This is a genomic window from Pseudomonas coronafaciens pv. oryzae str. 1_6 (assembly GCF_000156995.2).
Lineage (GTDB): Bacteria > Pseudomonadota > Gammaproteobacteria > Pseudomonadales > Pseudomonadaceae > Aquipseudomonas > Aquipseudomonas tremae.
The window spans coordinates 3,898,531-3,924,763 of sequence record NZ_CP046035.1 but is presented as its reverse complement, the minus strand read 5'-3'; the positions used below and the strand labels follow the sequence as shown (position 1 = coordinate 3,924,763).

24 protein-coding genes are annotated in these 26,233 nt (G+C 57.3%); 15 read left to right on the top strand and 9 right to left on the bottom strand.

Annotation, left to right across the window (positions count from 1 at the left end):
- Positions 1-58: 58 nt before the first annotated feature.
- Positions 59-2,554: a glycosyltransferase family 2 protein gene (locus POR16_RS17570; RefSeq protein ID WP_005891789.1), complete on the bottom strand. Its 2,496-nt coding sequence runs from the start codon at positions 2,552-2,554 to the stop codon at positions 59-61.
- Between the two features lie 231 nt (positions 2,555-2,785).
- Here POR16_RS17570 and tcdA point away from each other — a divergent pair, with 231 nt between their 5' ends.
- The gene (gene tcdA, locus POR16_RS17565; protein WP_024671813.1) at positions 2,786-3,616 is read left to right on the top strand and encodes a tRNA cyclic N6-threonylcarbamoyladenosine(37) synthase TcdA; all 831 of its coding nucleotides are present in this window, start codon (positions 2,786-2,788) and stop codon (positions 3,614-3,616) included.
- Here tcdA and POR16_RS17560 read toward each other — a convergent pair.
- From POR16_RS17560 to POR16_RS17545, 4 genes are read right to left on the bottom strand one after another with little or no spacing between them, the layout of a single operon-like run.
- Positions 3,607-4,014, bottom strand: a complete 408-nt coding sequence (locus POR16_RS17560; RefSeq protein WP_005891797.1) for a SufE family protein — start codon at positions 4,012-4,014, stop codon at positions 3,607-3,609. The genes tcdA and POR16_RS17560 overlap by 10 nt on opposite strands.
- The gene (locus POR16_RS17555) at positions 4,011-5,216 is read right to left on the bottom strand and encodes an aminotransferase class V-fold PLP-dependent enzyme (protein WP_005891799.1); all 1,206 of its coding nucleotides are present in this window, start codon (positions 5,214-5,216) and stop codon (positions 4,011-4,013) included. Before POR16_RS17555 ends, POR16_RS17560 begins: the two co-directional genes overlap by 4 nt.
- 60 nt (positions 5,217-5,276) lie before the next feature.
- A complete protein-coding gene (gene dapD, locus POR16_RS17550) occupies positions 5,277-6,311 on the bottom strand; it encodes a 2,3,4,5-tetrahydropyridine-2,6-dicarboxylate N-succinyltransferase (protein WP_005891801.1) in 1,035 nt (344 codons plus the stop codon).
- 47 nt (positions 6,312-6,358) lie between these two features.
- Complete coding sequence (locus POR16_RS17545) at positions 6,359-6,706, bottom strand: ArsC family reductase (protein ID WP_005891803.1); 348 nt, start codon at positions 6,704-6,706, stop codon at positions 6,359-6,361.
- A 232-nt stretch (positions 6,707-6,938) separates the two neighbouring features.
- Between POR16_RS17545 and POR16_RS17540 the strand changes: the two genes are divergently transcribed.
- A complete protein-coding gene (locus POR16_RS17540) occupies positions 6,939-7,169 on the top strand; it encodes a hypothetical protein (protein ID WP_005891805.1) in 231 nt (76 codons plus the stop codon).
- Positions 7,170-7,269: 100 nt separating this feature from the next.
- Here POR16_RS17540 and POR16_RS17535 read toward each other — a convergent pair whose 3' ends face one another.
- The 4 genes from POR16_RS17535 to map form a co-directional block, all read right to left on the bottom strand.
- Positions 7,270-8,112, bottom strand: a complete 843-nt coding sequence (locus tag POR16_RS17535) for a matrixin family metalloprotease (RefSeq protein ID WP_005891807.1) — start codon at positions 8,110-8,112, stop codon at positions 7,270-7,272.
- A gap of 117 nt (positions 8,113-8,229) precedes the next feature.
- Positions 8,230-9,423, bottom strand: coding sequence for a succinyldiaminopimelate transaminase (dapC, locus tag POR16_RS17530; protein ID WP_005891809.1), 1,194 nt, complete (start codon positions 9,421-9,423; stop codon positions 8,230-8,232).
- 51 nt (positions 9,424-9,474) lie between these two features.
- The gene (locus POR16_RS17525) at positions 9,475-12,171 is read right to left on the bottom strand and encodes a [protein-PII] uridylyltransferase (protein ID WP_005891811.1); all 2,697 of its coding nucleotides are present in this window, start codon (positions 12,169-12,171) and stop codon (positions 9,475-9,477) included.
- Positions 12,172-12,228: 57 nt separating this feature from the next.
- Positions 12,229-13,011, bottom strand: a complete 783-nt coding sequence (map, locus tag POR16_RS17520; protein ID WP_005891813.1) for a type I methionyl aminopeptidase — start codon at positions 13,009-13,011, stop codon at positions 12,229-12,231.
- Between the two features lie 313 nt (positions 13,012-13,324).
- Between map and rpsB the strand changes: the two genes are divergently transcribed.
- The 13 genes from rpsB (at position 13,325) to lpxA (ending at position 26,232) form a co-directional block, all read left to right on the top strand.
- Positions 13,325-14,065, top strand: a complete 741-nt coding sequence (gene rpsB, locus POR16_RS17515) for a 30S ribosomal protein S2 (protein ID WP_005891816.1) — start codon at positions 13,325-13,327, stop codon at positions 14,063-14,065.
- Positions 14,066-14,255: 190 nt separating this feature from the next.
- Positions 14,256-15,119: a translation elongation factor Ts gene (tsf, locus tag POR16_RS17510; protein ID WP_024671815.1), complete on the top strand. Its 864-nt coding sequence runs from the start codon at positions 14,256-14,258 to the stop codon at positions 15,117-15,119.
- A gap of 205 nt (positions 15,120-15,324) precedes the next feature.
- On the top strand, positions 15,325-16,068 hold the full coding sequence (pyrH, locus tag POR16_RS17505) for a UMP kinase (protein ID WP_002554728.1): 744 nt from the start codon (positions 15,325-15,327) through the stop codon (positions 16,066-16,068).
- Positions 16,065-16,622, top strand: coding sequence for a ribosome recycling factor (frr, locus tag POR16_RS17500; protein ID WP_005891818.1), 558 nt, complete (start codon positions 16,065-16,067; stop codon positions 16,620-16,622). The genes pyrH and frr overlap by 4 nt, the downstream gene beginning before the upstream one ends.
- Before the next feature lie 16 nt (positions 16,623-16,638).
- Complete coding sequence (uppS, locus tag POR16_RS17495) at positions 16,639-17,394, top strand: polyprenyl diphosphate synthase (RefSeq protein ID WP_024671816.1); 756 nt, start codon at positions 16,639-16,641, stop codon at positions 17,392-17,394.
- Complete coding sequence (locus tag POR16_RS17490) at positions 17,394-18,209, top strand: phosphatidate cytidylyltransferase (protein WP_024671817.1); 816 nt, start codon at positions 17,394-17,396, stop codon at positions 18,207-18,209. Before uppS ends, POR16_RS17490 begins: the two co-directional genes overlap by 1 nt.
- Positions 18,206-19,396, top strand: a complete 1,191-nt coding sequence (ispC, locus tag POR16_RS17485; RefSeq protein ID WP_005891825.1) for a 1-deoxy-D-xylulose-5-phosphate reductoisomerase — start codon at positions 18,206-18,208, stop codon at positions 19,394-19,396. The genes POR16_RS17490 and ispC overlap by 4 nt, the downstream gene beginning before the upstream one ends.
- Positions 19,397-19,487: 91 nt before the next feature.
- Positions 19,488-20,840 (top strand): sigma E protease regulator RseP, encoded by a 1,353-nt coding sequence (gene rseP, locus POR16_RS17480; protein ID WP_005891827.1) that lies wholly within the window; start codon positions 19,488-19,490, stop codon positions 20,838-20,840.
- 74 nt (positions 20,841-20,914) lie between these two features.
- Entirely contained in the window at positions 20,915-23,302 is a 2,388-nt protein-coding gene (bamA, locus tag POR16_RS17475; protein ID WP_005891829.1) for an outer membrane protein assembly factor BamA, read from the top strand.
- 45 nt (positions 23,303-23,347) lie between these two features.
- Positions 23,348-23,851, top strand: a complete 504-nt coding sequence (locus POR16_RS17470; RefSeq protein ID WP_003314303.1) for an OmpH/Skp family outer membrane protein — start codon at positions 23,348-23,350, stop codon at positions 23,849-23,851.
- A gap of 2 nt (positions 23,852-23,853) precedes the next feature.
- Positions 23,854-24,909, top strand: coding sequence for a UDP-3-O-(3-hydroxymyristoyl)glucosamine N-acyltransferase (lpxD, locus tag POR16_RS17465; RefSeq protein ID WP_005891831.1), 1,056 nt, complete (start codon positions 23,854-23,856; stop codon positions 24,907-24,909).
- A 109-nt stretch (positions 24,910-25,018) separates the two neighbouring features.
- Positions 25,019-25,459, top strand: coding sequence for a 3-hydroxyacyl-ACP dehydratase FabZ (gene fabZ, locus POR16_RS17460; RefSeq protein ID WP_002554719.1), 441 nt, complete (start codon positions 25,019-25,021; stop codon positions 25,457-25,459).
- Entirely contained in the window at positions 25,456-26,232 is a 777-nt protein-coding gene (lpxA, locus tag POR16_RS17455) for an acyl-ACP--UDP-N-acetylglucosamine O-acyltransferase (protein ID WP_005891833.1), read from the top strand. The genes fabZ and lpxA overlap by 4 nt, the downstream gene beginning before the upstream one ends.
- Position 26,233 lies beyond the last annotated feature (1 nt).

The following is a 26,233-nucleotide window of genomic DNA, read 5'->3' as shown; positions in this document are numbered from 1 at the left end:
GGATATCTTAAAGCAAAACGACGGCCTGAGCCGTCGTTTATCGTGCCCTGTGGATATGTCAGGTTGTGGGGCGGGAAGGGCGGTTGGCGCTGGCCGACAGGATGGCCATGACCACCGCCGCCAGATAAGGAAGTGATTGTGCGAGCAGCATTGCCATCCAGAAACCTGAATCCATATTGATGACTGCTCGGTGCATGAGTAAAAGCACAATTGTCGTCCACGAGATAATCACGGTAGACAGTTCTTCTTTTACATCGAGAATGGTTTGCGCGATCAGATGTGCGGACGTGTGTTTGGGTGTTCTGAAGAACGGCATTCCTGATGTGACGCAACCCGCCAGCACGGCCTTGCCTATCGTCGGATAAAGCGCCATGCCAGCCAGTATCGCTGCAAGAGCCTCTCTGATGTTTGTGCTGACCAACTGTCGGTAGAGCGCAATTACCTTGAGCGAGCGAAGCGCAAGCATCAGTATCAATGGCGTGGAAAATACCCATGGCAGCGGCCCGAAAGTATCTGGCTCCAGAATCATCGCCAGCGACCAGGCGAGCGCGGCAAGCGTTAGCAGATAATTCATGCCTTCTGCCGCCCACGGCATCCATCCCGCGATGAAATGGTAGCGTTGCATCGCACTCAGTGATTCGCAGTTTCCTGCCATCAGGCTCCGGGCATGCCGCTTGACGATCTGGATAGCTCCATATGCCCAGCGGTAGCGTTGTTTTTTGAAATGAATGAACGTGTCCGGAGTCAGCCCTTTCCCATAGCTGGTAGCGGCGTAACCCGTGGAAAAACCGTTTTCCAGCATACGCAGGCCCAGTTCTGCATCTTCACATATGCACCATTGTGCCCACCCCAGCCGGTCCAGTGCTGACCGGCGGATCAGCGTCATGGTGCCGTGCTGGATAATGGCGTCATGGTTGTTGCGGATGACCATGCCGATGTTGAAAAAGCCTCGATATTCGGCCTGGCAGCAGCGCTTGAACAGGCTTTCGTTACTGTCGCGGTAATCCTGCGGTGATTGAATGACTGCGATCTCCGGGTTCGTGAAGTGCGGCACCATGTGTTTGAGCCACTGTCGGTGGACGCAGTAATCAGCGTCGACGACTGCCACAATCTCTGCGTCTTCAGCTGTATGTTTCAGCAGGTAGTTAAGTGCGCCTGCCTTGAACCCGGAAAGAGGATTGATGTGAAAAAACCGGAACGGCGGGCCGAGGCGCTGACAATAGTGTTCAATGGGCTTCCAGACCGCCGGGTCCTGAGTATTGTTGTCGATGACCAGAACCTCGTAATCCGGGTAATCCAGTGTTCGCAACGAGTCGAGAGTCAGTTTCACCATGTCCGGAGGTTCGTTGTAGCACGCGATATGCAGGGAAACCTTTGGTGTGGGACCCGCATGCCGATGTATCGGAGAGAACGATCGTGGGGCGTCCGGTCCCCAGCATGTTTCCAGGAGTTCGTGCGTTTCGATGCCCAGGTAGGCCAGCAAGCAGGTGGCCCAGATAAAAGCGAGAGGCAGCGCCAGCCAGATGCACAGTGAGTGCGCGTAGCTCATGCCCAGCCATACCAATATCCAATAAGCAAGAATGATTATAGAGACGCCTGCATGCCATGAGCCTGGCTTCAGGTGGCTGATAAGCCTAAGCATTTCCGAGGGTACGTTGACCGGCATTTTTACCGGACCGCTGGTTTGCAGTTTTAATCTGCGCTTGGCATCGAACAGACCCCAATTAGGGCCTGGCAGGCCTTCTTCAGTCTTCCAGTCCTGGTCAAAGGCTTCTATCACGAAGTAGTCATGGCCGTGCTGGTCCAGTAAAGGAATCTGGTTGCGCAGGTATATTGAGTACTCTGCGCCGGACGTTGTCATCCGCCTTTTGGCCGCGGTTTTGCTAGGCCAGCCAATCTCGGAAAGTATCAGGGGCTTATCGGGGAATCTCGCTCTCAGTTCATTCGCGTGTGCCAGAACTATCGCGCTCGCCTCCAGCGCTGAAGCACCTTCCCAGAAAGGCAATATATGAGCTGCAATGAAGTCGACCTGCATGACGAGTTCCGGTGTCTCGTACCATTGCGTCCATATCTCGGAGGTCGAGACCGGCACGTTGACGGCACGCCGTGCGGTTTGCAAATACTCGATAAGCAGGCCGACGGGAATATCATCGCGAAGCAGGACTTCATTTCCCAGGATCAAGCGTTGCACGCTGGTGTAGCGGTTGGCGAGTTCGATCCCGGCATTCATTTCCTGGATGTTGTGCTCGTTATCTTCTGTTATCCACACACCGAGCGTGACATTCATGCCCAGTTCTTCGGTGAGCTCGGGTATATGACTCAATGTGCCCTCAACCGAATAAATCCTGATGTTTTTTGTGAGGCTCCGAAGCAGCAGCAGGTCATTCTTTATTTGGTCTCTGGTTGGGAAAATCTGTTTGTACGGGCTTTGTCCTGGATGAAAAGGGGCGTATGCCACGCCAGAGATCATTGCAGGCCAGTCGGGCGGATAGTTGAATCTGGTTTTGAACAGGTTTTTTGGCCAGGCTGCTGCCCTTCCTGAATGTTCGTCCATGTTTGAAATACGCTCCATGCGGTGTATCGACGCCGCGACTCCCTGTCGCGTCCATTAACCCTAGCAACGTTGAAGTGTCAGGGTTTTCCGGCGTTTAGAATCTTTTCTTCGTTGTCGTTGCACGCCAGATGTTTTTTGCACAGTCAGTACTGATCGCGTTTCGACAACAAGCCGAGTGTCTTAACTTCCGACTAACCCCTATAATGCGCGCCGGTTTTCGGGGTATTGATCATGAACACAGACGATCCACGTTTCGCAGGCATCGCCCGTTTGTACGGCATTGAGGGGCTGGCACGTCTGCGCGCGGCTCACGTGGCGGTGGTCGGTATCGGCGGCGTGGGCTCGTGGGCGGCGGAAGCGATGGCGCGCAGTGGCGTGGGCGAGATTTCGCTGTTTGACATGGACGATGTCTGTGTCAGCAACAGCAACCGCCAGTTGCATGCGCTGGACAGCACGGTCGGACGGCCGAAGGTCGAGGTAATGGCCGAGCGCATTCGGGCTATCAACCCTGATTGCGTCGTACACGCTGTAACGGATTTCGTGACCCGCGACACCATGGCCGAGTGCATCACTCAGGACATGGACTTTGTGATCGACTGCATCGACAGCGTCAACGCCAAGGCTGCGCTGATCTCCTGGTGCAAACGACGCAAGATTCAGATGGTTACCACCGGCGGTGCGGGCGGGCAGATTGATCCGACCCTGATCCAGATCGCCGACCTGAACCGTACGTTCAATGACCCGCTGGCCTCCAAGGTGCGCTCTACACTGCGTCGCGATTACGGCTTTTCGCGCACCCCAAACCGCCATTACAGCGTGCCTTGTGTGTTTTCCACCGAGCAACTGCGTTATCCGAAGCCGGATGGCAGCATCTGTCTGGAAAAGAAGTTTGTCGGTGATGGCGTCAAGCTGGACTGTGCGGGCGGTTTCGGCGCGGTAATGATGGTCACCGCGACGTTTGGCATGGTTGCCGCAACCCGCGCCGTGGACAAGCTGGTCGCAGGGACGCGACGACCGTCCGAGCGGGTCAAACCGCTAGCTGCAACAGACGTTCAGGCCTGAGTCAGCTCACGCATCTTTTGTAGCACAGCGTTCAAACCATTGCTGCGCGAGGGTGAAAGCTGGCGACTCAACCCCAGTTGGGTGAACCAGTCAGGCAGGTCCACGCTTTCCAGCTCCGAGGCAGACAGCCCGTTGACCCGTGCCAGCAAAAGCGCAACCAGCCCGCGAATCAGCCGTGCGTCGCTGCTGGCCTGAAACTGCCAGCCATCGGCACCGAGTTCGCCAGTCAGCCAGACCTTGCTTTCGCAGCCATGCACCAGATGGTCATCCGACTTTTCATGATCGTCCAGCGGTGGCAGACGATCACCCCACTGCATTAGAAGGCGTGCGCGCTGCTCCCAGCTCTGTGGTTGCGCGAAGGTCTCCAGGGCAATGAGTGCAGTGGCCGGAATAGTCATCTGAGCAGCTCCAGAGCCTGATCCAGTGCGCTGAAAAACCGCAGCAAGTCGTCCGAGTCGTTGTACAGCGCAAGCGAAACCCGTATGGCGCCGGGCAGACCGAGTGTCTTGAACAGCGGCATTGCGCAGTGATGTCCCGCGCGTACCGCAATGCCTTGCTCGGTCAGCAGATGGGCAAGGTCGGCATTGTGTACACCGTGTGCCACGAAGCTGACCAGTGCCAGGTCAGGGTCGCCCAATACCTGAATGCCATCACGCTGTTGCAAACCTTCCAGCAAACGCCGATGCAGTCTTGATTCATGATCGGCGACTGCCTGATGGTCGAGGTTTTCCAGATAATCGAGCGTTGCTCCGAGGCCGATCACGCTGGCAATGGGCGGTGTGCCTGCTTCAAAACCCAGAGGTGCCGGACGAAATTTTGCGTGCTGATAGTCGGCAGTCAGCACCATCTCGCCGCCGAACTGCCAGTGCGTCAGGTTCGGCAGGGCATCGTTGCGCCCGTACAGAACACCGAGCCCTTCCGGGCCGTAGAGTTTGTGGCTGGAGAACACGTAGAAGTCGCAGCCCAGCGCCTGCACGTCGTGGCGACCATGCACAACGCCTTGCGAGCCATCCACGACGGTCAGTGCGCCGTGTGCCTTGGCAATCGCAACAAGGCGGGCCAGCGGCTGCCAGGTCCCGAGTACATTGGAAAACTGACTGACTGCCAGCAATCGCGTGCGTGGCCCGATCAGGCTGGCGGCTGCTTCAGAATCGATCACGCCGCGCTCATCAATGGGCAGAATCACCAGTTTCAGGCCCCGACGCTGCGCCAGTTGCTGCCAAGGCAACAAGTTAGCGTGATGCTCAAGCGCGCTGATGGCGATCTCGTCACCCGCCGAGAACTCATGTTCCAGCCCGTAGGCCAGCAGATTGAGTGCAGAGGTTGCGCCGTGGGTAAATATGATTTGCCCGCTGTCACCGGCATTCAGCCAGTGGGCTGCCTTGAGCCGGCTGGCTTCGAAGGCCTGAGTGGCATGTGCGCCGGGCAGATGTTGGGCACGATGCACATTGGCGGCACCGTTGCTGAAGTAGTGGGTCAGGGCATCGATCAGTGCCTGAGGTTTTTGCGTGGTAGCCGCGTTGTCCAGATAGGTCTGGCCTTGGCGTTGCAAGGCGGCGATCGCTGGAAAATCGGCACGCCAGGGGGAGAAGAGGGGCATTGTGGGTCCTGCGTGTGAAGGTGGGTTCAACGTCGGAGGACGTCGAACCCACACACAGCATCAGTTGTGAGCGTGCAGTGCTTCGTTCAGCTCGATGGCCGACTTGTGGGTTTTGCATTCCACTGCGCCAGTCTGCGAGTTGCGACGGAACAGCAAGTCGTTCTGGCCCGCCAGTTCGCGCGCCTTGACGATCTTCACCAGCTCGTTGTTTTCATCAAGCAACGCAACCTTGGTACCAGCGGTCACGTACAGGCCCGACTCCACAGTGTTGCGGTCGCCCAGCGGAATACCGATACCGGCATTGGCGCCGACCAGGCAGCCTTCGCCGACCTTGATGATGATGTTGCCGCCACCGGACAGCGTGCCCATGGTCGAGCAACCGCCACCCAGGTCCGAGCCCTTGCCGACGAATACGCCTGCGGAAACGCGGCCTTCGATCATGCCGGGACCTTCGGTGCCGCCATTGAAGTTGACGAAGCCTTCGTGCATCACGGTGGTGCCTTCGCCAATGTAGGCGCCCAGACGCACGCGAGCGCTGTCAGCGATACGCACGCCGCTCGGCACGACGTAGTCGGTCATTTTCGGGAACTTGTCGACCGAGAAGACTTCCAGCAGCTCGCCTTTGAGGCGCGCTTCGAGTTGGCGCTCTGCCAGCTCGGCCAGATCGATTGCGCCCTGGCTGGTCCATGCAACGTTTGGCAGCAACGGGAAGATGCCTGCCAGGTTCAGGCCGTGCGGCTTGACCAGGCGATGTGACAGCAGGTGCAGCTTGAGGTAGGCCTCGGGGGTTGAGGTCAGTGTTGTGTCTTCGGCCAGCAGGGTCGCAACCAGAGGCTTCTGGCTTTCAGCCAGGCGGGTCAGGAGTGCGGCCTGAGTCGCGTCGACTGGTTTCATGGCTTCGGCCAGCTTGTAGGCCAGGTCGACATTGAAGGTAATCGCCTTGTTGCCGTCGGTGTAACCCAAGACTGGCGCGATTGCAGCCACCAGCGCTGCCGAAGGATTGATCAGGGGCTGGGCGTAGAACACTTCCAGCCATGCCCCTTGACGATTCTGGGTGCCGACGCCGAAGGCCAGGCTGAACAGAGTATTGGACATGTAAATACCTCTTAACTTTATCAAGGGGCTTTCAGTAGCGCTTGGGCTTACTGTAAAGCCGCTGCATACAGGTCAGGTTTGAAGCCGATCAGGGTTTTGTTGCCAAGATCGAGCGCCGGGCGCTTGATCATTGAAGGCTGCGCGAGCATCAGTTCGATGGCTTTGGTCTGGTCGAGATCGGCTTTCTGTCCGTCATCGAGTTTGCGAAACGTAGTGCCTGCGCGATTCAGCACCACCTGCCATCCATGTTCATTGCACCACTGCGTCAGGTGCTCACGGTCGATGCCCTGTGTCTTGTAGTCATGAAATTCGTGGCTCACCGCATGCTCGTCGAGCCAGGTGCGGGCCTTCTTCATGGTGTCGCACGCTTTGATGCCATATAGAGTGTAAGTCATTGTTTTAGGTGGGGCGGCTGGTCTTGCTCGATACCCCCACATTTCTCCTCGGCTTGTCAGCCGCGCATTATGCCACGTCATCCCGTCCAATGTTGTGACAGCGTCAGTACGGTTACTGAACGAAAACTAGATAATAAGCCTAACCGTCATTAAGAAAACTTCACCCTGTCGTGCTTGAGTGGCAAGCCCTGCGCGAGCAATTATTACTCTCCACTTGAAGGCTGGGTGCGTTATGTCTGAGCAAGAAAAGAAGCGTCAGGAGGCGCTTGTCCGGCAACGTTATTACCGGGAGCGCCAAAGAGCCGAAGGGTTCAAGCAGAGTACGTTATGGATTCACGGCGAAGCCGAGACAGAGGGGCGATTGGCGGCGCGTGAGGGTAAACCACTGTTGCCCATGCAGTCCCACGACCCGGTAAGTTGGGCCGTCGGGTGGGTCGCGGAAAAATTGCGGACCCGGGAGTAGTTGCCTTGCAGGGTCAGGTCACGCCACCCTTCGCTGCGCGAAGCCGGTGGCGCGACCTATTGGCGGAGCTGGTTATCGGGGGGCTGGTAGCGTATTGCTCTCAGCGCAACATATCGGTATCAGCGCGCGGCGGGTAGATGGCGCCCATCACTTCAATATCATTTTTGCTGAGCGTCTTGCCGGCATTGATGATCTCGAAGTCGCCAAGGGTCACTCCATTGGGAATGTCGTAGTGCATTATCGATTCCCGGTCATACGCCGAGTGATGGAAGTCGGCTGACTCGTACAGTTCGAAAAAATTGCTGTTGATCTCGTCATCAGTCAGCCCGGTCTGAGCCAGCAGCGTGCGCAGCAGGGGTTCGTTCCAGGGGATGTTGGCCTGAGGGTGCTGGTGTTCGTGAACGGCGCCCAAGGCATGTCCGAATTCATGCAGCACAATGCGTGTCAGCTCTGCGCCAGGTTTGAGGTCTGGCGTGTATATATCCTTGATGTTGAACTCCATCGTGGTTTCATCCTGCGCTGCCAGCAGGTTATCGGTGCCGATCGCGCTCCAGTTCAGTTGCTCATTGAAACCGATGCGGATATCGCTCGGCCCATCCGTCACGAACTCGAATTTCAGATTGATGTGTGGCAGCCATTTGTTTGCGGCTTCGATGACCGGGCCTTTCAGGGTGACTGGCGGGTCGTTTTGAAAAAGAATTTTCAGGGTTCGCCCGCGTGCCCAGTATCGGGTGAACGACACCAGAAGACGTGCCTGATGGTTTGTATTGCCCGTGCTTTGGCCGGATTGTGATGTTTGGGCTGGTGCGGTGGCCGTATTGGACGGGTTCTCGCGGATTGCGGCGTCGTATGAGGCCTGCTGGCTGCCAGTGCTGCGTATGCAGCAGGGCGCTGGCAGTTTTATGTTCTGAGTGGCTGAAACGGGCATGTAATTGGCCTTCATGGTAGATCGCTTCCATAAGGAAGCATGAAAAATGAAGGTTGAAGGTACAGTCGCTAAAAGTGTGACAGGTGGTAACTAATTACCCCGCCGCACATTGCATGCGGCGGGGTGGTTGCTTTACTTGAGCACGAAAGCCCGGATGCGTTCCGCTGCCTCTATGCACTCGGCCAGTGGCGCGACCAGCGCCAGACGCACGCGGCCGGCGCCCGGGTTGACGCCATCGACTTCCCGCGACAGGTACGAGCCGGGAACCGCAGTGACGTGTTGATCAACGAACAGGTCGCGACAGAATGCAGCGTCATCGGCGCCCACGTGTGGCCACAGGTAGAACCCGCCGTCCGGACGCTGCACATCCAGAACCGGAGCCAGAATGTCGAGCACCGCGTCGAACTTCTCGCGGTACAGGTCACGGTTGGCGCGCACGTGATCTTCATCATTCCAGGCCGCGATGCTGGCCAATTGAGTTTGCACCGGCATTGCGCAGCCGTGATAGGTGCGATACAGCAGGAATGCTTTCAGAATCTCGGCATCGCCCGCGACAAATCCCGAGCGCAGCCCTGGCAGGTTGGAGCGCTTTGACAGGCTGTGGAACACCACGCAGCGCTTGAAATCCTCACGGCCCAGTTCGACACAGGCGCTGAGCAGGCCTGGCGGCGGGGTTTGTTCGTCGAAATACAGCTCGCTGTAGCATTCGTCGGCTGCAATCACGAAATCATGCTCGTCAGCCAGCGCAATGAGTTTTTTCAGGGTTTCAACCGGAATCAACGCCCCTGTCGGGTTACCCGGCGAACACAGAAAGAGAATCTGGCAACGCTTCCAGATGTCCGGGCTGACTGCGTCGAAGTCCGGATTGAAGCCGTTCTCGCTCAGGCACGGTAGATAGTGAGGCTGGGCGCCGGCGAGAAATGCCGCGCCTTCATAGATCTGATAGAACGGATTCGGGCTGACCACCAGGCCGTCATCACTGCGATTGACCACTGTTTGAGTGAATGCAAACAGTGCCTCGCGTGTGCCGTTGACCGGCAGTACATTGCGCGCCGGGTCGATCCAGCCTTGCGGAACGCCAAACCGGCGACTGCACCACCCGGCAATCGCTTCGCGCAGTGCAGGGATGCCCAGGGTGGTCGGATAAACCGCCATCTGGTCGAGGTTGTCGGCCAGTGCCTTGGCAACGAAATCGGGGGAGCGGTGCTTGGGCTCGCCAATAGACAGCGCCACCGGGCGTTTTTCCGGGTTGGGCGTCACGCTTCCGAGCAATGCGCGAAGCTTCTCGAAAGGGTAGGGCTGAAGCAGTTGCATGGCGTTATTCATGAAGCGTGTTCCTCGATGAGCTGCGTTGGGCCAGTGCGTGTGGTCGAGTGTTCATATGCTGATCCGCAGATCGCCGCCGGTGTCCGAGTTGACGCTAAGTTGCTTGACGATCGCTTCCTGCAAACGGCTGCACAATTGCGGGTCGGAAAGCGGTTGATTGTTGGCGTCGGTGATGAAGAAAACGTCTTCCACGCGTTCACCGAGGGTTGCAATCTTGGCGTTCTGCAGGGACAGGTCGAACTCCAGAAAGATCTTGCCGACACGTGCCAGCAGGCCGGGCCGGTCTGGTGCCAGCAGTTCGAGCACCGTCACCGGACGCTGGGCGTCGTTGTGGATGGTGACCTGCGGCGCGAAGGCAAAATGCTTGAGCTGGCGGGGGACGCGGCGCTTGATGATCGTCGGATAGTCATCCGGGTTATGCAGCGCTTCGGTAAGGCCTTCACGAATGTCCTGAATACGCTCAGGGTTGTTGCCGATCGAGCCGCCCTCATGGTCCAGCACGATGTAGGTGTCGAGTGTGAACTGACTGCTGGACGTGATGATGCGCGCGTCATGGATGTTCAGGTTCAGCTGGTCCATCGCTGCCACGGTCACAGCGAAGAAGTCATGCTGGTCCGGGGCATAGATGAAGATCTGCGTGCCGCCCTCGAACTCGCGCTGGGTCGTTTCCTTGATCAGCACCAGCGGGCCGCCGTCGGCTGGCTGCTGCAGGATTGCATCGCTGTGCCAGGCTACATCACCAGCGGTGTGGCGCAGAAAATAGTCGTCGCCCAACGCTGACCAGAGTTGCTCGACGTCATCCGGGTCAGTGCCGTTGCGTACGAGGATGTCCAGTGCGGCTATCTGCGTGCGTCGAATCTGCTCTTCCCGATCGACCGGGTTCTCCAGGCCGCGACGCAAGGCACGCTTGGTCTCGGTGTACAGCTGGCGCAACAGACTGGCCCGCCAGGAGTTCCATAGCGTGGGATTAGTTGCGTTGATGTCGGCGACGGTTAGCACATACAGGTAATCGAGATGCACTTCATCGCCCACGAACTGGGCGAAATCGTGGATGACCTGTGGATCGGAGAGGTCCTTGCGCTGTGCCGTGGTGGACATCACCAGATGGTTGCTTACCAGCCAGACGATCAGCCGGTTGTCCCATGCAGGCAAGTGATGGCGCTCGCCGAATGCATGCGCGTCCACCGCACCGAGTTCGGAATGATCGCCACCGCGACCTTTGCCGATGTCGTGATACAGGCCGGCAAGGTAGATAAGTTCCGGCTTCGGCAGGCGCGCCATGATCTTGCTGGCCAGCGGGAATTTCTCGGAAACCTCGGTGTACTGCAGTTTACGCAAGTGCTTGATCAGGTTCAGCGTGTGCGCGTCGACGGTATAGATGTGGAACAGATCATGTTGCATCTGCCCGACGATATGACCGAATTCGGGCAGGTACAGGCCCAGAATGCCGTAGCGGTTCATTCTACGCAGATTGCGATGGATGCCTGTCTCGCACTTGAACAGCTCAATGAACAGGCTGGTGTTGCGAATATCGTTGCGGAAATCGTCGTTGATCAGGTGTCGATGTTCGCGCAGCAGACGAATGGTGTCGGCACGCACGCCTTTTATCTCAGGGTGCTGAGCCATCAGCACGAAAATCTCCATCATGGCGAAAGGTGTGCGCTTGAAGACGTTCGGGTTGGTTGCTTCTATATAGCCGTCGTGCAGCTGAAAGCGCGAATTGATCGGCTGAGGCGTGCCTCCGTCATCGGAAAGGATGACTTCCTCGAAGTGCTGGATGATCAGGTCGCTCAGCTCAGCGATGCTCATGACCACACGGTAGTACTTCTGCATGAAGCGCTCTATAGCGAGCTTGGCGTCATTGTCTTCGTAACCCAGCAGCCCGGCGATGCGCACCTGATAATCGAACAGCAGCCGGTCTTCGGATCGTCCGGCCAGCATGTGCAGGGCATAGCGTACTTTCCAGAGAAACTCCTGGGAGGAGGCCAGCAGGGCATTTTCGCTCCCCAGCAGGAAGCCTTCGCCTGCCAGTGCATGCAGGTTCAGTGTGCCGTACTGACGCCGGGCGACCCAGAGAATGGTCTGGATATCGCGCAGGCCACCCGGGGACCCTTTGACGTTGGGCTCAAGGTTGTATTCGGTGTCGTTGTATTTGTGGTGGCGTTTTATCTGCTCGGCATGCTTAGCCAGAAAAAACTCTTTGCTTGGCCACATGTGCCGGGTGCTGGTGACTTCCAGCATGCGCTGGCGCAAGTGCTCGGGGCCGGCGATGGTGCGGCTTTCCATCAGGTTGGTAATCACCGTCAGGTCGGCCAGCCCTTCCTGCGCGCATTCGCGCACCGAACGGACGCTTTGTCCGACCTCCAGGCCGATATCCCACAGCAGCGTCAGAAAACGCTCGATAGGGTCGCGAAAAACTTCGTGATCATCGCTTTCCAGCAGGATCAGCAGGTCAATGTCCGAGTAGGGGTGCAGTTCACCGCGACCGTAGCCGCCCACTGCCAGCAACGAGATGTCGGCATCTTCGCTCCATTCGAACTGATCCCAGGCCTTTTGCAAAATGTTGTCGACAAACCAGGCCCGGTCCTCGATCAGTCGGCGAATGTCGCGGCCCGCTTTGAAACGATCGTCAAGAACATCTCTGGCTCTTCGGATGGCCTTCTTGAACGCAGCGATGGGGCTGGCTTTCAAGGCCAGTTCGGCCTGGAACTGGCCACGATCGAACAAGTCCGGATCTACTTGCGGCATTGAGCAGTATTCCTCGTGTCGGGCTGGGCGCGTTGGTGATCAGGCGTTCAACCGGGCTCAGGGAGCCTTTTGTGCAATGGTATCGTCGCTGCGTAAAGTGAAGATTTCGTAACCGTCAGCGGTCACCAGCAGGGTGTGCTCCCATTGTGCCGAAAGCTTGCGGTCCTTGGTGATTGCGGTCCAGCCATCGCCAAGAATCTTGGTTTCAGGTCGGCCCTGGTTGATCATCGGCTCAATGGTGAAGGTCATTCCTTCTTTTAGCTCGATGCCGGTGCCTGCTTCGCCGAAGTGCATGACTTGCGGCTCTTCATGAAACACCTTGCCGATGCCGTGGCCGCAGAACTCACGCACCACCGAGAAGCCGTTTTTTTCGGCGTGTTTCTGAATGACGGCACCGATGTCGCCCAGGCGTGTGCCGGGCTTGACGATTTCGATCGCCTTGTAGAGGCATTCCTGGGTCACTTTCGACAGGCGCTCGGCCCATACCGGAACAGTGCCGACGTGAAACATCCTGCTGGTGTCGCCGTGATAGCCATCCTTGATCACGGTGACGTCGATATTGAGCGAGTCGCCGTCTTTAAGCTTCTTGTCGCTCGGGATGCCATGGCAGACTACCTGATTGATCGAAGTGCAGATCGACTTGGGAAAACCCTTGTAATTGAGCGGGGCAGGGATCGCCTTCTGCTCGTTGACTATATAGTCATGACAGATGCGGTCCAGCTCTTCGGTGGTGACGCCAGGCTTGACGTGCGGCGCGATCATTTCCAGTACATCGGCGGCCAGGCGGCCGGCAATGCGCATCTTTTCGATGTCTTCCGGGGTTTTGAGGGTGATGGTCATGCTGAATCTCTCGACGTGGCTGGCACGTGGTTGGTGCGCAAAGCGGCAATTCTATCAGACCACCCGCGCCGGGTGATCATCGCTTCCTTCTATAGGCAATCGATGCGCGCTTAAAAGTCCGGTAAAACAAGAGGTTGATTGGAGTTCCGTTCTCTTCCCTTTTGTGATATAAAATGCGCCGCTTTCCAAGGTCCGTCCTTGAAGCACAAACCCACACACGTGTCGACACGATGACCTGGGTGCCCTTGGCAGATGCCACTGGTTGGTCATTGGGATACGTGGAGGCCTAACCCGACTTATCAAGGAACTATTTATGTCCCAAGTCAATATGCGCGATATGCTTAAGGCCGGTTGCCACTTCGGTCACCAAAAGCGTTACTGGAACCCGTTAATGGCTAAGTACATTTTCGGCGCGCGCAACAAGATTCACATCATCAACCTTGAAAAAACCCTGCCGATGTTCAACGAGGCACTGACTTTCGTTGAGCGCCTGGCGTCGGGTAAAAACAAGATTCTGTTCGTTGGCACCAAGCGTTCCGCTGGCAAGATCGTTGCTGAAGAAGCAGCACGTTGCGGCTCGCCGTACGTCGATCATCGCTGGTTGGGCGGCATGCTGACCAACTTCAAGACCATCCGTCAGTCGATCAAGCGCCTGCGTGAGCTCGAAATACAGTCCGAAGACGGTACTTTCGCCAAGCTGACCAAGAAAGAAGCTTTGATGCGTACCCGTGATCTGGAAAAACTGGATCGCAGCCTGGGTGGTATCAAGGACATGGGCGGTCTGCCAGACGCACTGTTCGTCATCGACGTTGATCACGAGCGCATCGCGATCACCGAAGCCAACAAGCTGGGCATCCCTGTTATCGGCATAGTCGATACCAACAGCAGTCCTCAAGGCATTGACTACATCATCCCGGGCAACGATGACGCAATCCGCGCCATCCAGCTGTACATGGGTTCGATGGCTGATGCTGTTATCCGTGGTCGCAACAATGTTGCTGGCGGCACCGACGTATTCGTCGAAGAAGCTCCAGCAGCTGCTGTAGAAGGCTGAGTAAAAACGCCTGGCGTTTACTCAGTACGCGAAAAGGGGGCTTAGCCCCCTTTTTGCCACCTGTGAAATGATTTGTCGGTCTGTAGCCATGACCTTGTTGTCATGTGCTGCTGCCACCCTGATTTTTCAAGAATTGCACGCCCGGCGAGCCGGGTGGAATGGTTGAAGACCTATCCAAGAGGATTTTGAAATGGCAGAGATTACTGCAGCGTTGGTCAAAGAACTGCGCGAGCGTACCGGCGAAGGCATGATGGATTGCAAAAAGGCCTTGACCAAGGCTGGCGGCGACATCGAAAAAGCAATCGACGAAATGCGTGCTTCCGGCGCCATCAAGGCCGCCAAGAAAGCAGGCAACGTTGCTGCTGAAGGCGCTATCGCTATCAAGGAAGACGGCAAGGCTGCCGTCATCATCGAAGTCAACTCGCAGACCGACTTCCTCGCTCTGCAGGACGATTTCAAGAGCTTCGTCGCTGCAAGCGTTGAAAAAGCCTTTGCCGACAAGATGACTGATGTCGCTCCGCTGATCGAAGCTCAGGAAGCTGCGCGTCTGGTACTGGTCGGCAAGGTTGGCGAAAACGTCAATATCCGTCGCCTGAAGCGCATCGAAGGTGACGTTGTTGGTGCTTACCTGCACGGCAACAAGATCGGTGTTGTGGTTACTCTGAAGGGCGGCGACGTCGAGCTGGCTAAAGATATTGCCATGCACGTAGCGGCAAGCAACCCCGAGTTCCTGTTGCCTTCGGAAGTGTCTGCCGAAGCGATCGAGCGCGAGAAGAGTGTCTTCCTGCAACTGAACGAAGACAAGATCAAAGGCAAGCCAGCTGAAATCGTCGAAAAGATGGTTGGCGGTCGTATCACCAAGTTCCTGGCAGAAGCCAGCCTGGTTGAACAGGCTTTCGTCAAGAACCCTGAAGTCAAGGTCGGTGAGCTGGCCAAGAAAGCCGGCGCTGAAATCGTGTCTTTCACCTACTACAAAGTAGGCGATGGCATCGAGAAGCCAGTCGACAACTTCGCTGAAGAAGTCGCTGCTCAAGTAGCTGCCAGCAAGCAGTAAGACGGTTTTATAACTGTCGCCCCAAAGAGGCTGCCCGCATACGCGTGCGGCCTCTTTGTCGAAAGGGGGCAGGAAATTTTTCTGGAGATTGTGCCCACAAGGCTGCATTCTCCCGACGCTTTCGAAGCGTCAAGCTAAAGTAAGCGCAGGCTTGAAATAGCTCGCACAGATTTTTTTCAGAAAAACGCCGCAGGAGAGATTCGCAATGGCTCAGCAGGGCAGTGGTTATCAGGCTCGCTATAAACGCATTCTACTCAAGCTTAGCGGCGAGGCCCTCATGGGCTCGGAAGAGTTCGGCATCGACCCCAAGGTGCTGGACCGCATGGCGCTGGAAGTCGGTCAACTGGTCGGTATCGGCGTCCAGGTTGGTCTGGTTATCGGCGGTGGCAACCTGTTCCGTGGTGCAGCGCTGAGTGCTGCAGGCATGGATCGGGTGACTGGCGACCACATGGGAATGCTGGCCACGGTGATGAACGCGCTGGCAATGCGCGATGCGCTGGAGCGCGCTAATATCACCGCCATCGTGATGTCGGCCATTTCCATGCTGGGCGTGACGGATCATTATGATCGTCGCAAGGCCATGCGCCATCTCAGCGCCAAGGAAGTGGTTATTTTCGCTGCGGGTACGGGGAATCCGTTCTTCACAACCGATTCGGCGGCCTGCCTGCGTGCAATTGAAATCGACGCCGATGTGGTGCTCAAGGCGACCAAGGTGGACGGTGTGTACACCGCAGACCCGTTCAAGGACCCGAATGCCGAGAAGTTCGATCATCTGACTTACGATGAAGTGCTGGATCGCAAGCTGGGTGTGATGGATCTGACCGCAATCTGCCTGTGTCGCGATCACAAGATGCCACTGCGCGTCTTCAACATGAACAAGCCGGGTGCCCTTCTGAATATCGTCCATGGCGGCGCTGAAGGAACCCTGATCGAGGAAGCCCAACAATGATCAACGAAATCAAGAAAGACGCCCAAGTGCGCATGCAGAAAAGCCTTGAGTCGCTGGCTCATGCCTTCACCCGCATCCGCACCGGCAAGGCTCATCCAAGCATTCTGGGTGGTGTCATGGTTCCTTATTACGGCGCAGACACGCCGCTGAGCCAGGTTGCCAACGTAACCGTCAAGGACTCGCGCACCCTGCAGGTTGTTGCGTTCGAACGCAATATGCTCGCTGCCGTCGACAAGGCTATCCAGAGCTCCGGTCTGGGCTTCAACCCGACCAACCTCGGTGAGCTGCTGCTGATCTCCATGCCGGCCCTGACCGAAGAAACCCGCAAGGGCTTCACCAAACAGGCCCGCGATGCTGCCGAAGACGCCCGTGTGGCCGTGCGTAACATCCGCCGTGATGCGCTGAGCCAGCTGAAGGATCTGGTCAAGGAGAAGGAAATCAGTGAAGACGAAGAGCGTCGTGGTGCTGACGACATCCAGAAGCTGACCGACAAGTTCGTAGCGGAAATCGAAGTTGCGGTGAAGCAGAAAGAAGCTGATCTGATGGCTGTTTAAGGTTTCGGACGCTTTCATGGAAAAGATAAAACCGGCCGGGCCGTCATCGGTGCCGCGTCATGTCGCGATTATCATGGATGGTAATAATCGCTGGGCGAAGAAGCGCCTCCTGCCAGGCGTCGCCGGTCACAAGGCCGGCGTCGACGCTGTTCGGGCTGTTATCGAGGTGTGTGCCGAGGCCAAGGTCGAAGTGCTGACCCTGTTCGCGTTTTCCAGTGAAAACTGGCAGCGTCCGGCTGAAGAAGTCGGTGCGTTGATGGAGCTTTTTTTCACAGCGTTGCGCCGTGAAACCAAGCGCCTGAACGAAAACGAAATCAGCCTGCGAATTATTGGTGACCGTTCGCGTTTTCACCCTGAGCTTCAGGCTGCAATGCGCGAGGCAGAGACGCGGACGTCCGGCAACAGCCGCTTCGTCCTGCAGATCGCTGCCAATTACGGTGGGCAGTGGGACATTGCACAAGCTGCCCAGCGTCTGGCGCGCGAAGTTCAGGCCGGGCACCTGCAGCCGGAGGACATCACGCCCGAGCTGTTGCAGACCTGTCTTGCGACCGGCGACCTGCCTCTGCCGGACCTGTGCATTCGCACCGGTGGCGAGCACCGCATCAGTAATTTCCTGCTTTGGCAGCTGGCGTATGCCGAGCTGTATTTCTCCGACCTGTTCTGGCCGGACTTCAAACACGATGCCATGCGCGCTGCGCTGGCTGATTTCGCTTCTCGCCAACGTCGCTTCGGTAGAACCAGCGAACAGGTAGAAGCTGGAGCCCGGGCTTAATGCTGAAACAACGGATTATCACGGCACTCATTCTGTTGCCGATCGCGCTGTGTGGTTTTTTCCTGCTCACCGGCATGTATTTCGCTCTGTTCATCGGAGGCGTTGTCGTGCTGGGCGCCTGGGAATGGGCGCGACTGGCCGGGTTCGCTTCCCAGTCTATGCGCTTGGGCTACGCAGCTCTGGTCGCCATCCTGCTGTTTCTCATGTATCTGCTGCCGGGTCTCGAGCCCTGGGTGCTTGTCGCCGCCGTTATCTGGTGGGGCGTTGCGACCTATCTGGTCCTCACTTACCCTGATTCCAGCAATCACTGGGCGAGCGCGGTCTGCAAGCTTGTGATCGGGCTGCTGGTGCTGCTGCCTGCCTGGCAGGGGCTGGTGTTGATAAAGCAGTGGCCGCTGGGCAACTGGCTGATTCTGTCCGTGATGGTGCTGGTCTGGGCTGCCGACATCGGTGCCTATTTCTCCGGCAAGGCTTTCGGCAAACGCAAGCTGGCGCCCAAGGTAAGCCCGGGCAAGAGCTGGGAAGGTGTATACGGTGGGCTGGTGGTCAGTCTGGGCATTACTGCCGCCGTGGGTATCTCCCGTGACTGGACGGCTGTCCAGTTTGTCGCCGGGCTGCTGGGTGCAGCGGTAATCGTGTTCATTTCCGTGATCGGTGATCTGACTGAAAGCATGTTCAAGCGCCAGTCCGGTATCAAGGACAGCAGCAATCTGCTGCCCGGGCACGGCGGCGTACTGGACCGCATAGACAGCCTGACCGCTGCCATACCCGTTTTTGCCGTCCTGTTATGGGCTGCTGAATGGGGTGTGATGTGAGTGCTCCGCAACAGATCACCGTTCTGGGGGCGACCGGCTCCATAGGGTTGAGCACGCTGGATGTCATTGCACGTCATCCGGCCCTTTATCAGGTGTTTGCGTTAACCGGTTTCAGTCGGCTGGCCGAGCTGCTTGCGTTGTGCATCAAGCACACGCCGCAATACGCAGTGGTGCCGGATCAGGTTGTCGCCCGCAAATTGCAGGATGACCTGGCTGCGGCCGGCCTCGATACCCGGGTGCTGGTCGGCGAAAGCGGCTTGTGTGAAGTAGCTGCGCACCCGCGGGTCGATGCAGTGATGGCTGCCATCGTTGGGGCCGCAGGGTTACGTCCTACGCTGGCTGCGGTGGAGGCGGGCAAGAAGGTGTTGCTCGCCAACAAGGAGGCGCTGGTCATGTCCGGCGCCTTGTTCATGCAGGCTGTTCGCCAGAGCGGCGCTGTGCTGCTGCCTATCGACAGCGAGCACAACGCGATTTTTCAGTGCCTGCCCGTCGACTTTGCTCGCGGTCTGGGTGCTGTCGGTGTTCGACGTATCATGCTCACAGCGTCTGGCGGACCTTTTCGCGAGACCCCGCTTGAGCAGTTGCGAGATGTGACCCCGGCACAGGCTTGTGCCCACCCTGTGTGGTCGATGGGGCGCAAGATTTCCGTCGATTCGGCCACCATGATGAACAAGGGGCTGGAGCTGATCGAGGCTTGCTGGCTGTTCGATGCGCGCCCCGATCAGATCGAGGTTGTGATCCATCCCCAGAGCGTGATTCACTCGCTGGTCGATTACGTTGATGGCTCTGTGCTGGCTCAGTTGGGTAATCCCGACATGCGTATACCCATTGCCAATGCGCTCGCCTGGCCTGCACGTGTAGAATCTGGCGTTGCGCCGCTTGATCTGTTTCGCATCGGCCAGCTGGACTTTCAGGCCCCCGATGAAGGGCGTTTTCCTTGCCTCAGGCTGGCGCGTCAGGCCGCCGAGGCGGGCGGCAGTGCGCCTGCCATGCTCAACGCGGTCAACGAAGTGGCGGTTGCGGCATTTCTTGACGGGCGTATCCGTTACCCGGAAATCGCCGGTATGATCGAGGATGTCCTGAATCAGGAGCCCGTCACGGCGGTCGAAGAGCTCGACGCGGTGTTTGCAGTGGATGCCAAGGCAAGACTGCTGGCGGGCCGATGGCTCGATCGAAGCGGGCAATGAACGCAAGGGTTGATGTGGTGCGTCAAAGGCGGGCCTCGAGGTCTGCGATGATTAACACACTGACCGATCAGTCGGTACCCGGAGAAGCCTGATGAGTGCTTTATATATGATTCTCGGCACCCTTATTGCCTTGGGCGTGCTGGTGACATTTCACGAATTCGGCCACTTCTGGGTGGCTCGGCGCTGTGGCGTCAAGGTACTGCGTTTTTCTGTAGGTTTCGGCACGCCGTTGCTGCGCTGGCACGACCGCCAAGGGACCGAGTACGTCGTTGCTGCGATTCCTCTGGGTGGCTACGTAAAGATGCTCGACGAGCGCGAAGGCAATGTTCCGCCCGAACTGGCCGATCAGTCCTTCAACCGCAAGACGGTAGGGCAGCGCATTGCGATTGTGATCGCCGGCCCGACGGCTAACTTCCTTCTGGCCATCGCCTTTTTCTGGGTTTTGGCGATGATGGGTAGCGAGCAGGTGCGCCCGGTCATTGGCGCAGTCGAGTCTGGAAGCATCGCTCAACAGGCCGGCCTGACCGCCGGGCAGGAAATCGTCGCTGTGGATGGTGAGCCAACCTCAGGCTGGGCTGGCGTCAATCTGCAATTGGTCCGCCGCCTGGGTGAGAGCGGCACCATAGCCATGAAAGTCAGGGATCAGGGCTCGACGGTCGATACCTCTCGCGAGCTGGTATTGAATGACTGGCTCAGAGGCGCAGAAGAGCCTGATCCGATCAAGTCGCTGGGTATTCGCCCATGGCGTCCGGCCTTGCTGCCGATCCTGGCAGAAATCGACCCGAAAGGTCCGGCGCAGAGTGCAGGTCTCAAAACCGGCGATCGGCTGATTTCGATGGACGGTCAGCCGCTCAGTGAGTGGCAACAGGTTGTCGACCGGGTGCGTGAGCGCCCCGAGGCGAAAGTATCGCTGCGTATAGAGCGTGACGGTGCACAAATTGACGTTCCGGTGACTCTTGCCGCCAAAGGCGAAGGCAAATCGGCCGCCGGTTATCTGGGTGCGGGTGTAAAAGCTGTCGATTGGCCACCGGAAATGCTGCGTGAGGTCAGCTACGGTCCTTTGGCCGCCATGGCCGAGGGTGTAAAGCGCACCTGGAGCATGAGTGTGCTGACTCTGGACTCGCTCAAGAAAATGTTGTTCGGCGAGCTCTCGGTAAAAAACTTGAGTGGACCGATAACCATTGCTAAAGTGGCGGGCGCTTCGGCCCAGTCGGGCATCGGAGATTTTCTGAACTTCCTCGCTTATCTGAGTATTAGCCTGGGGGTTCTGAATCTGCTGCCCATTCCCGTCCTGGACGGGGGGCATTTGCTGTTTTATCTGATCGAGTGGGCGCGTGGTCGTCCCCTTTCGGAAAAGGTTCAAGGTTGGGGGGCGCAGATCGGTATCAGTCTGGTAGTGGGCGTAATGTTGCTCGCGCTGGTCAACGATCTGGGCCGACTGTAAAGCGTTGCCGAGTTGCGAATCTGCCGCATTTTGCGGCAGTTTGTTTATTGCCAGTTGGAATAAGAAAGGACTTCATGAAACGTCTGCTGCTAACTGCGGTTCTTTCCGCACTGATGATCGCTGAAGTTCACGCCGAGTCCTTCACCATCTCCGATATCCGTGTCAACGGCCTGCAGCGGGTATCCGCCGGCAGTGTCTTTGGCGCGTTGCCGCTGAACGTAGGCGAGCAGGCGGATGACGGTCGCTTGGTGGAGGCTACCCGTTCGTTGTTCAAAACCGGTTTCTTTCAAGATATCCAGCTGGGTCGCGATGGCAACGTACTCGTCATCAGCGTCGTCGAGCGCCCGTCCGTTGCGAGCATCGAAATTGAAGGTAACAAGGCCATCTCCACCGAAGACCTGATGAAGGGGCTAAAACAGTCCGGTCTGGCCGAAGGTGAGATTTTCCAGCGTGCAACCCTCGAAGGTGTGCGTAACGAGCTGCAACGTCAGTACGTTGCCCAAGGTCGTTACTCCGCCGAGGTTGACGCCGAGGTTGTTCCTCAGCCGCGTAACCGCGTGGGCCTGAAGATCAACATCAATGAAGGTACGGTTGCGTCGATCCAGCACATCAACGTGGTGGGTAACACGGTTTTCTCCGACGAAGACCTGACCGACCTGTTCGAACTCAAGACCAGCAACTGGCTGTCGTTCTTCAAAAACGATGACAAGTACGCTCGTGAAAAACTCTCGGGCGACCTTGAGCGTCTGCGTTCGTACTACCTTGACCGCGGCTATATCAACATGGATATCGCCTCGACCCAGGTTTCGATCACGCCTGACAAGAAGAACGTGTACATCACGGTCAACATCAACGAAGGCGAGAAGTACAGCGTCAAGTCGGTCAAGCTGAGCGGCGACCTGAAGGTGCCAGAAGATCAGGTCAAGTCCCTGCTGCTGGTTCAGCCTGGTCAGGTGTTCTCGCGCAAGGTCATGACCACGACGTCCGAGCTGATAACCCGTCGTCTGGGTAACGAAGGCTACACCTTCGCCAACGTCAACGGCGTGCCGACCCCGAACAACGAAGATCACACAGTCGATATCACCTTTGTGGTCGATCCCGGCAAGCGTGCATACGTCAACCGCATCAACTACCGCGGCAACACCAAGTCGGAAGACGAAGTGCTGCGTCGCGAAATGCGTCAGATGGAAGGCGGCTGGGCTTCAACCTACCTTATCGACCAGTCCAAGACCCGTCTGGATCGTCTGGGCTTCTTCAAGGAAGTCAACGTCGAGACGCCGCCAGTTCCGGGCACCGACGATCAGGTGGACGTCAACTACGCTGTTGAAGAACAGGCGTCCGGCTCCATCACCGCCAGCGTCGGCTTCGCGCAAAGCGCAGGTTTGATCCTGGGTGGTTCGATCAGCCAGAACAACTTCTTGGGTACGGGCAACAAAGTCAGCATCGGCCTGACCCGCAGTGAATACCAGAGCCGTTACAACTTCAGCTACGTCGATCCGTACTACACGCCGGACGGTGTCAGCCTGGGTTACAACGCCTTTTACCGCACCACCAACTACGACGACCTCGACGTTGATGTTGCAAGCTATGCAGTAGACAGCCTGGGTGCCGGTATCAACCTCGGTTACCCGATCAGCGAGACGTCGCGTCTGACTTACGGCCTGACGGTCCAGCAGGACGAGATCAAGACCGGCAAGTACACCGTTGACGAGATTTTTGATTTCGTCCAGAAGGAAGGCGACAAGTACCTGAACTTCAAGGGTTCGGTCGGCTGGTCCGAGTCGACGCTGAACAAAGGCGTTCTGGCAACCCGTGGTCATTCGCAAAGCCTGGTGTTCGAATCCACCTTGCCGGGCAGTGACCTGTCGTTCTTCAAGCTCGATTATCGTGCGCAGTACTTCCACCCGATCACCGACAATTACACCCTGCGTCTGCACACCGAGCTGGGTTACGGCGACGGTTACGGTTCGACCTCGGGTCTGCCGTTCTACGAGAACTACTATGCAGGCGGCTTCAACTCGGTTCGTGGCTTCAAGGACAGCACGCTCGGTCCGCGTAGCACGCCGAGTCGTGGTGCGTCGGTAACCGGAAATCAAGGTACTCTCGCCGATCCGGATCAGGATCCACTGCCGTTCGGTGGTAATGCCCTGGTTCAGGGTGGCGTAGAAGTCATGTTCCCGCTGCCATTCGTCAAGGATCAGCGCTCGCTGCGTACCTCTGTGTTCTGGGACGTCGGCAACGTGTTCAATACCAAGTGCGATTCCAGCAAGACATCTGCAAGCGGCAAGAAAGTCGAGTGCAACGACATCGACCTGTCCGGTATGGCCAGCTCTGTGGGTATCGGTGTTACCTGGATCACAGCTCTCGGTCCTCTGAGCTTCGCCCTGGCGATGCCGATCAAGAAGCCGGACGACGAAGCTGAAACTCAGGTTTTCCAATTCTCCCTGGGTCAGACTTTCTAAGCGTCTGATCTTTGATAACGCAACGAATTTTGTAGGAGTTGTATTGTGCGTAAGTTGACTCAATTGGTAATGCTGGCCACCGTATTGGTCGCCAGCCCTGCATTTGCTGACATGAAGATCGCGGTACTGAACTATCAGATGGCCCTGCTGGAATCCGACGCTGCCAAGCGTTACGCCGTAGACGCCGAGAAGAAGTTCGGCCCGCAACTGACCAAGCTGAAAAGCCTGGAAAGCAGCGCCAAAGGTATTCAGGATCGTCTGGTCAGCGGTGGCGACAAGATGGCTCAGCCTGAGCGTGAGCGTCTGGAGCTTGAATTCAAGCAAAAGGCCCGTGATTTCCAGTTCCAGTCCAAAGAGCTGAACGAAGCTAAAGCTGTTGCTGACCGTGAAATGCTCAAGCAGTTGAAGCCTAAGCTGGATCAGGCAGTTGAAGAAGTGATCAAGAAAGGCGGCTTCGACCTGGTGTTCGAGCGCGGTGCCGTGATTGACGTCAAGCCTCAGTATGACGTGACTCGCCAAGTCATCGAGCGCATGAACCAGCTGAAGTAACCATGAGCATAACCATCAAGCTCGGCCAGTTGGCCGAGTTCCTTGGTGCCACGTTACGTGGCGACAAGGATATCGAAATCACCGGGCTGGCCACTTTGCAAGAGGCCGGCCCTGGTCAAGTCAGTTTCCTGGCAAATCCCAAGTATCGTAAATTGCTGGTCGATACCCAAGCTTCTGCCGTGCTGCTCAAGCCCGCAGACGCCGACGGTTACACCGGTAATGCGCTGGTGGTTCCTGATACTTACCTGGCCTACGCGCGCATTTCGCATTTTTTCGATCCCAAGCCTAAAAGTAGCGCAGGCGTTCATCCGACGGCTGTGATTGCCGCAGATGCACTGATTGATCCTGCTGCCAGTATTGGCGCTTTTGCTGTGATCGAGAGCGGTGTGCGTATTGCAGCAGGTGTCAGCATCGGTGCTCACTGCTTCATCGGCGCTCGCTGCGAGATCGGTGAGGGCGGCTGGCTGGCCCCGCGGGTAACGCTTTATCACGATGTGCGCATTGGCAAGCGCGTCGTCATTCAGTCGGGTGCCGTGCTGGGTGGCGAAGGCTTTGGCTTTGCCAAGGACCAAGGTATCTACCACAAGGTTGCACAGATCGGTGGCGTCACCCTCGGTGATGACGTCGAGGTTGGCGTCAATACGGCAATCGATCGGGGTGCGCTGGCTGATACGCGAATTGGCAATGGCGTCAAACTGGATAACCAGATTCAGATTGCCCACAACGTACAGGTCGGCGACCACACGGCAATGGCTGCGTGTGTCGGTATCTCTGGAAGCACCAAAATCGGCAAGCATTGCATGCTGGCTGGCGGTGTCGGCCTGGTAGGACATATAGATATTTGCGATGGCGTTTACATCACGGGTATGACCATGGTCACGCATTCCATCACCGAGCCGGGTTCCTACTCGTCGGGTACGGCAATGCAGCCAGCCGCCGAGTGGCGCAAGAGCGCAGCACGTTTGCGCAAGATCGATGACATGGCGCGACGTCTGCAAAAGCTTGAAAAGGCCTTGGAGACGGTGACCTGCGCCGATAATCGCTCATCTGATGGCTGATACCTTTTTAATATCAAGCGTGCACAGTCGATAAACTGCCTCCTTGATGTAGAGGGGTGCTGCGCAGTCGCGACGCACTCCTAATCTTTACTACAGGCTTCCCCTCGAAATGATGGACATCAAAGAAATTCGCGAATACCTGCCTCATCGTTACCCGTTCCTGCTGGTGGATCGTGTGACCGAGCTGGATATCGAGAACAAGAACATTCGCGCCTACAAGAATGTCAGTGTCAACGAGCCTTTTTTCAACGGTCATTTCCCCGAGCATCCAATCATGCCGGGCGTTTTGATCATCGAAGCGATGGCACAGGCTGCCGGCATCCTCGCGTTCAAGATGCTCGACTCCAAGCCTTCTGACGGCACGCTCTATTATTTCGTGGGTTCGGACAAGTTGCGTTTCCGCCAGCCGGTTCTGCCGGGCGACCAACTGGTGCTCGAGGCGAAGTTCCTGAGCAGCAAACGCCAGATCTGGAAGTTTGAATGCAAGGCCACGGTTGACGGCAAGGCGGTATGCTCTGCCGAAATCATCTGTGCGGAACGTAAACTATGAGTTTGATTGACTCTCGCGCAATCATCGATCCGACGGCCGTACTGGCCGACAACGTTGAGGTCGGCCCTTGGTCGATCATCGGAGCCGGTGTGGAAATTGGCGAGGGTACAGTCGTCGGTCCTCATGTTGTCCTCAAGGGGCCAACGAAGATCGGCAAGCACAACCGCATCTACCAGTTTTCATCGGTGGGTGAGGACACGCCCGATCTGAAGTACAAGGGCGAGGAAACACGCTTGGTCATCGGCGATCACAATGTGATTCGCGAAGGTGTGACCATCCACCGCGGTACCGTTCAGGACCGTGCTGAAACCACACTGGGTGACCACAATCTGATCATGGCCTATGCGCACATCGGTCATGACAGCGTAATCGGCAACCACGTTATCCTGGTCAACAACACGGCGCTGGCAGGCCATGTTCATGTCGACGACTGGGCGATTCTTTCCGGCTTCACGCTCGTGCACCAGTTTTGCCACATCGGCGCGCACAGCTTTTCCGGTATGGGCACGGCCATCGGCAAGGACGTTCCGGCGTTCGTGACGGTTTTCGGCAACCCGGCCGAAGCGCGTAGCATGAACTTCGAGGGTATGCGTCGTCGCGGTTTCTCCGAAGAAGCCATACATGCGTTGCGCAGGGCCTACAAGACCGTTTACCGCCAGGGGCTGACGATCGGTCAGGCACTGGACGAACTGGCCGCGCCCGCAGCTCAGTTTCCCGAAGTGGCTGTGTTTCTGCAGTCGATCCAGACGTCGACTCGCGGCATCATTCGCTAAC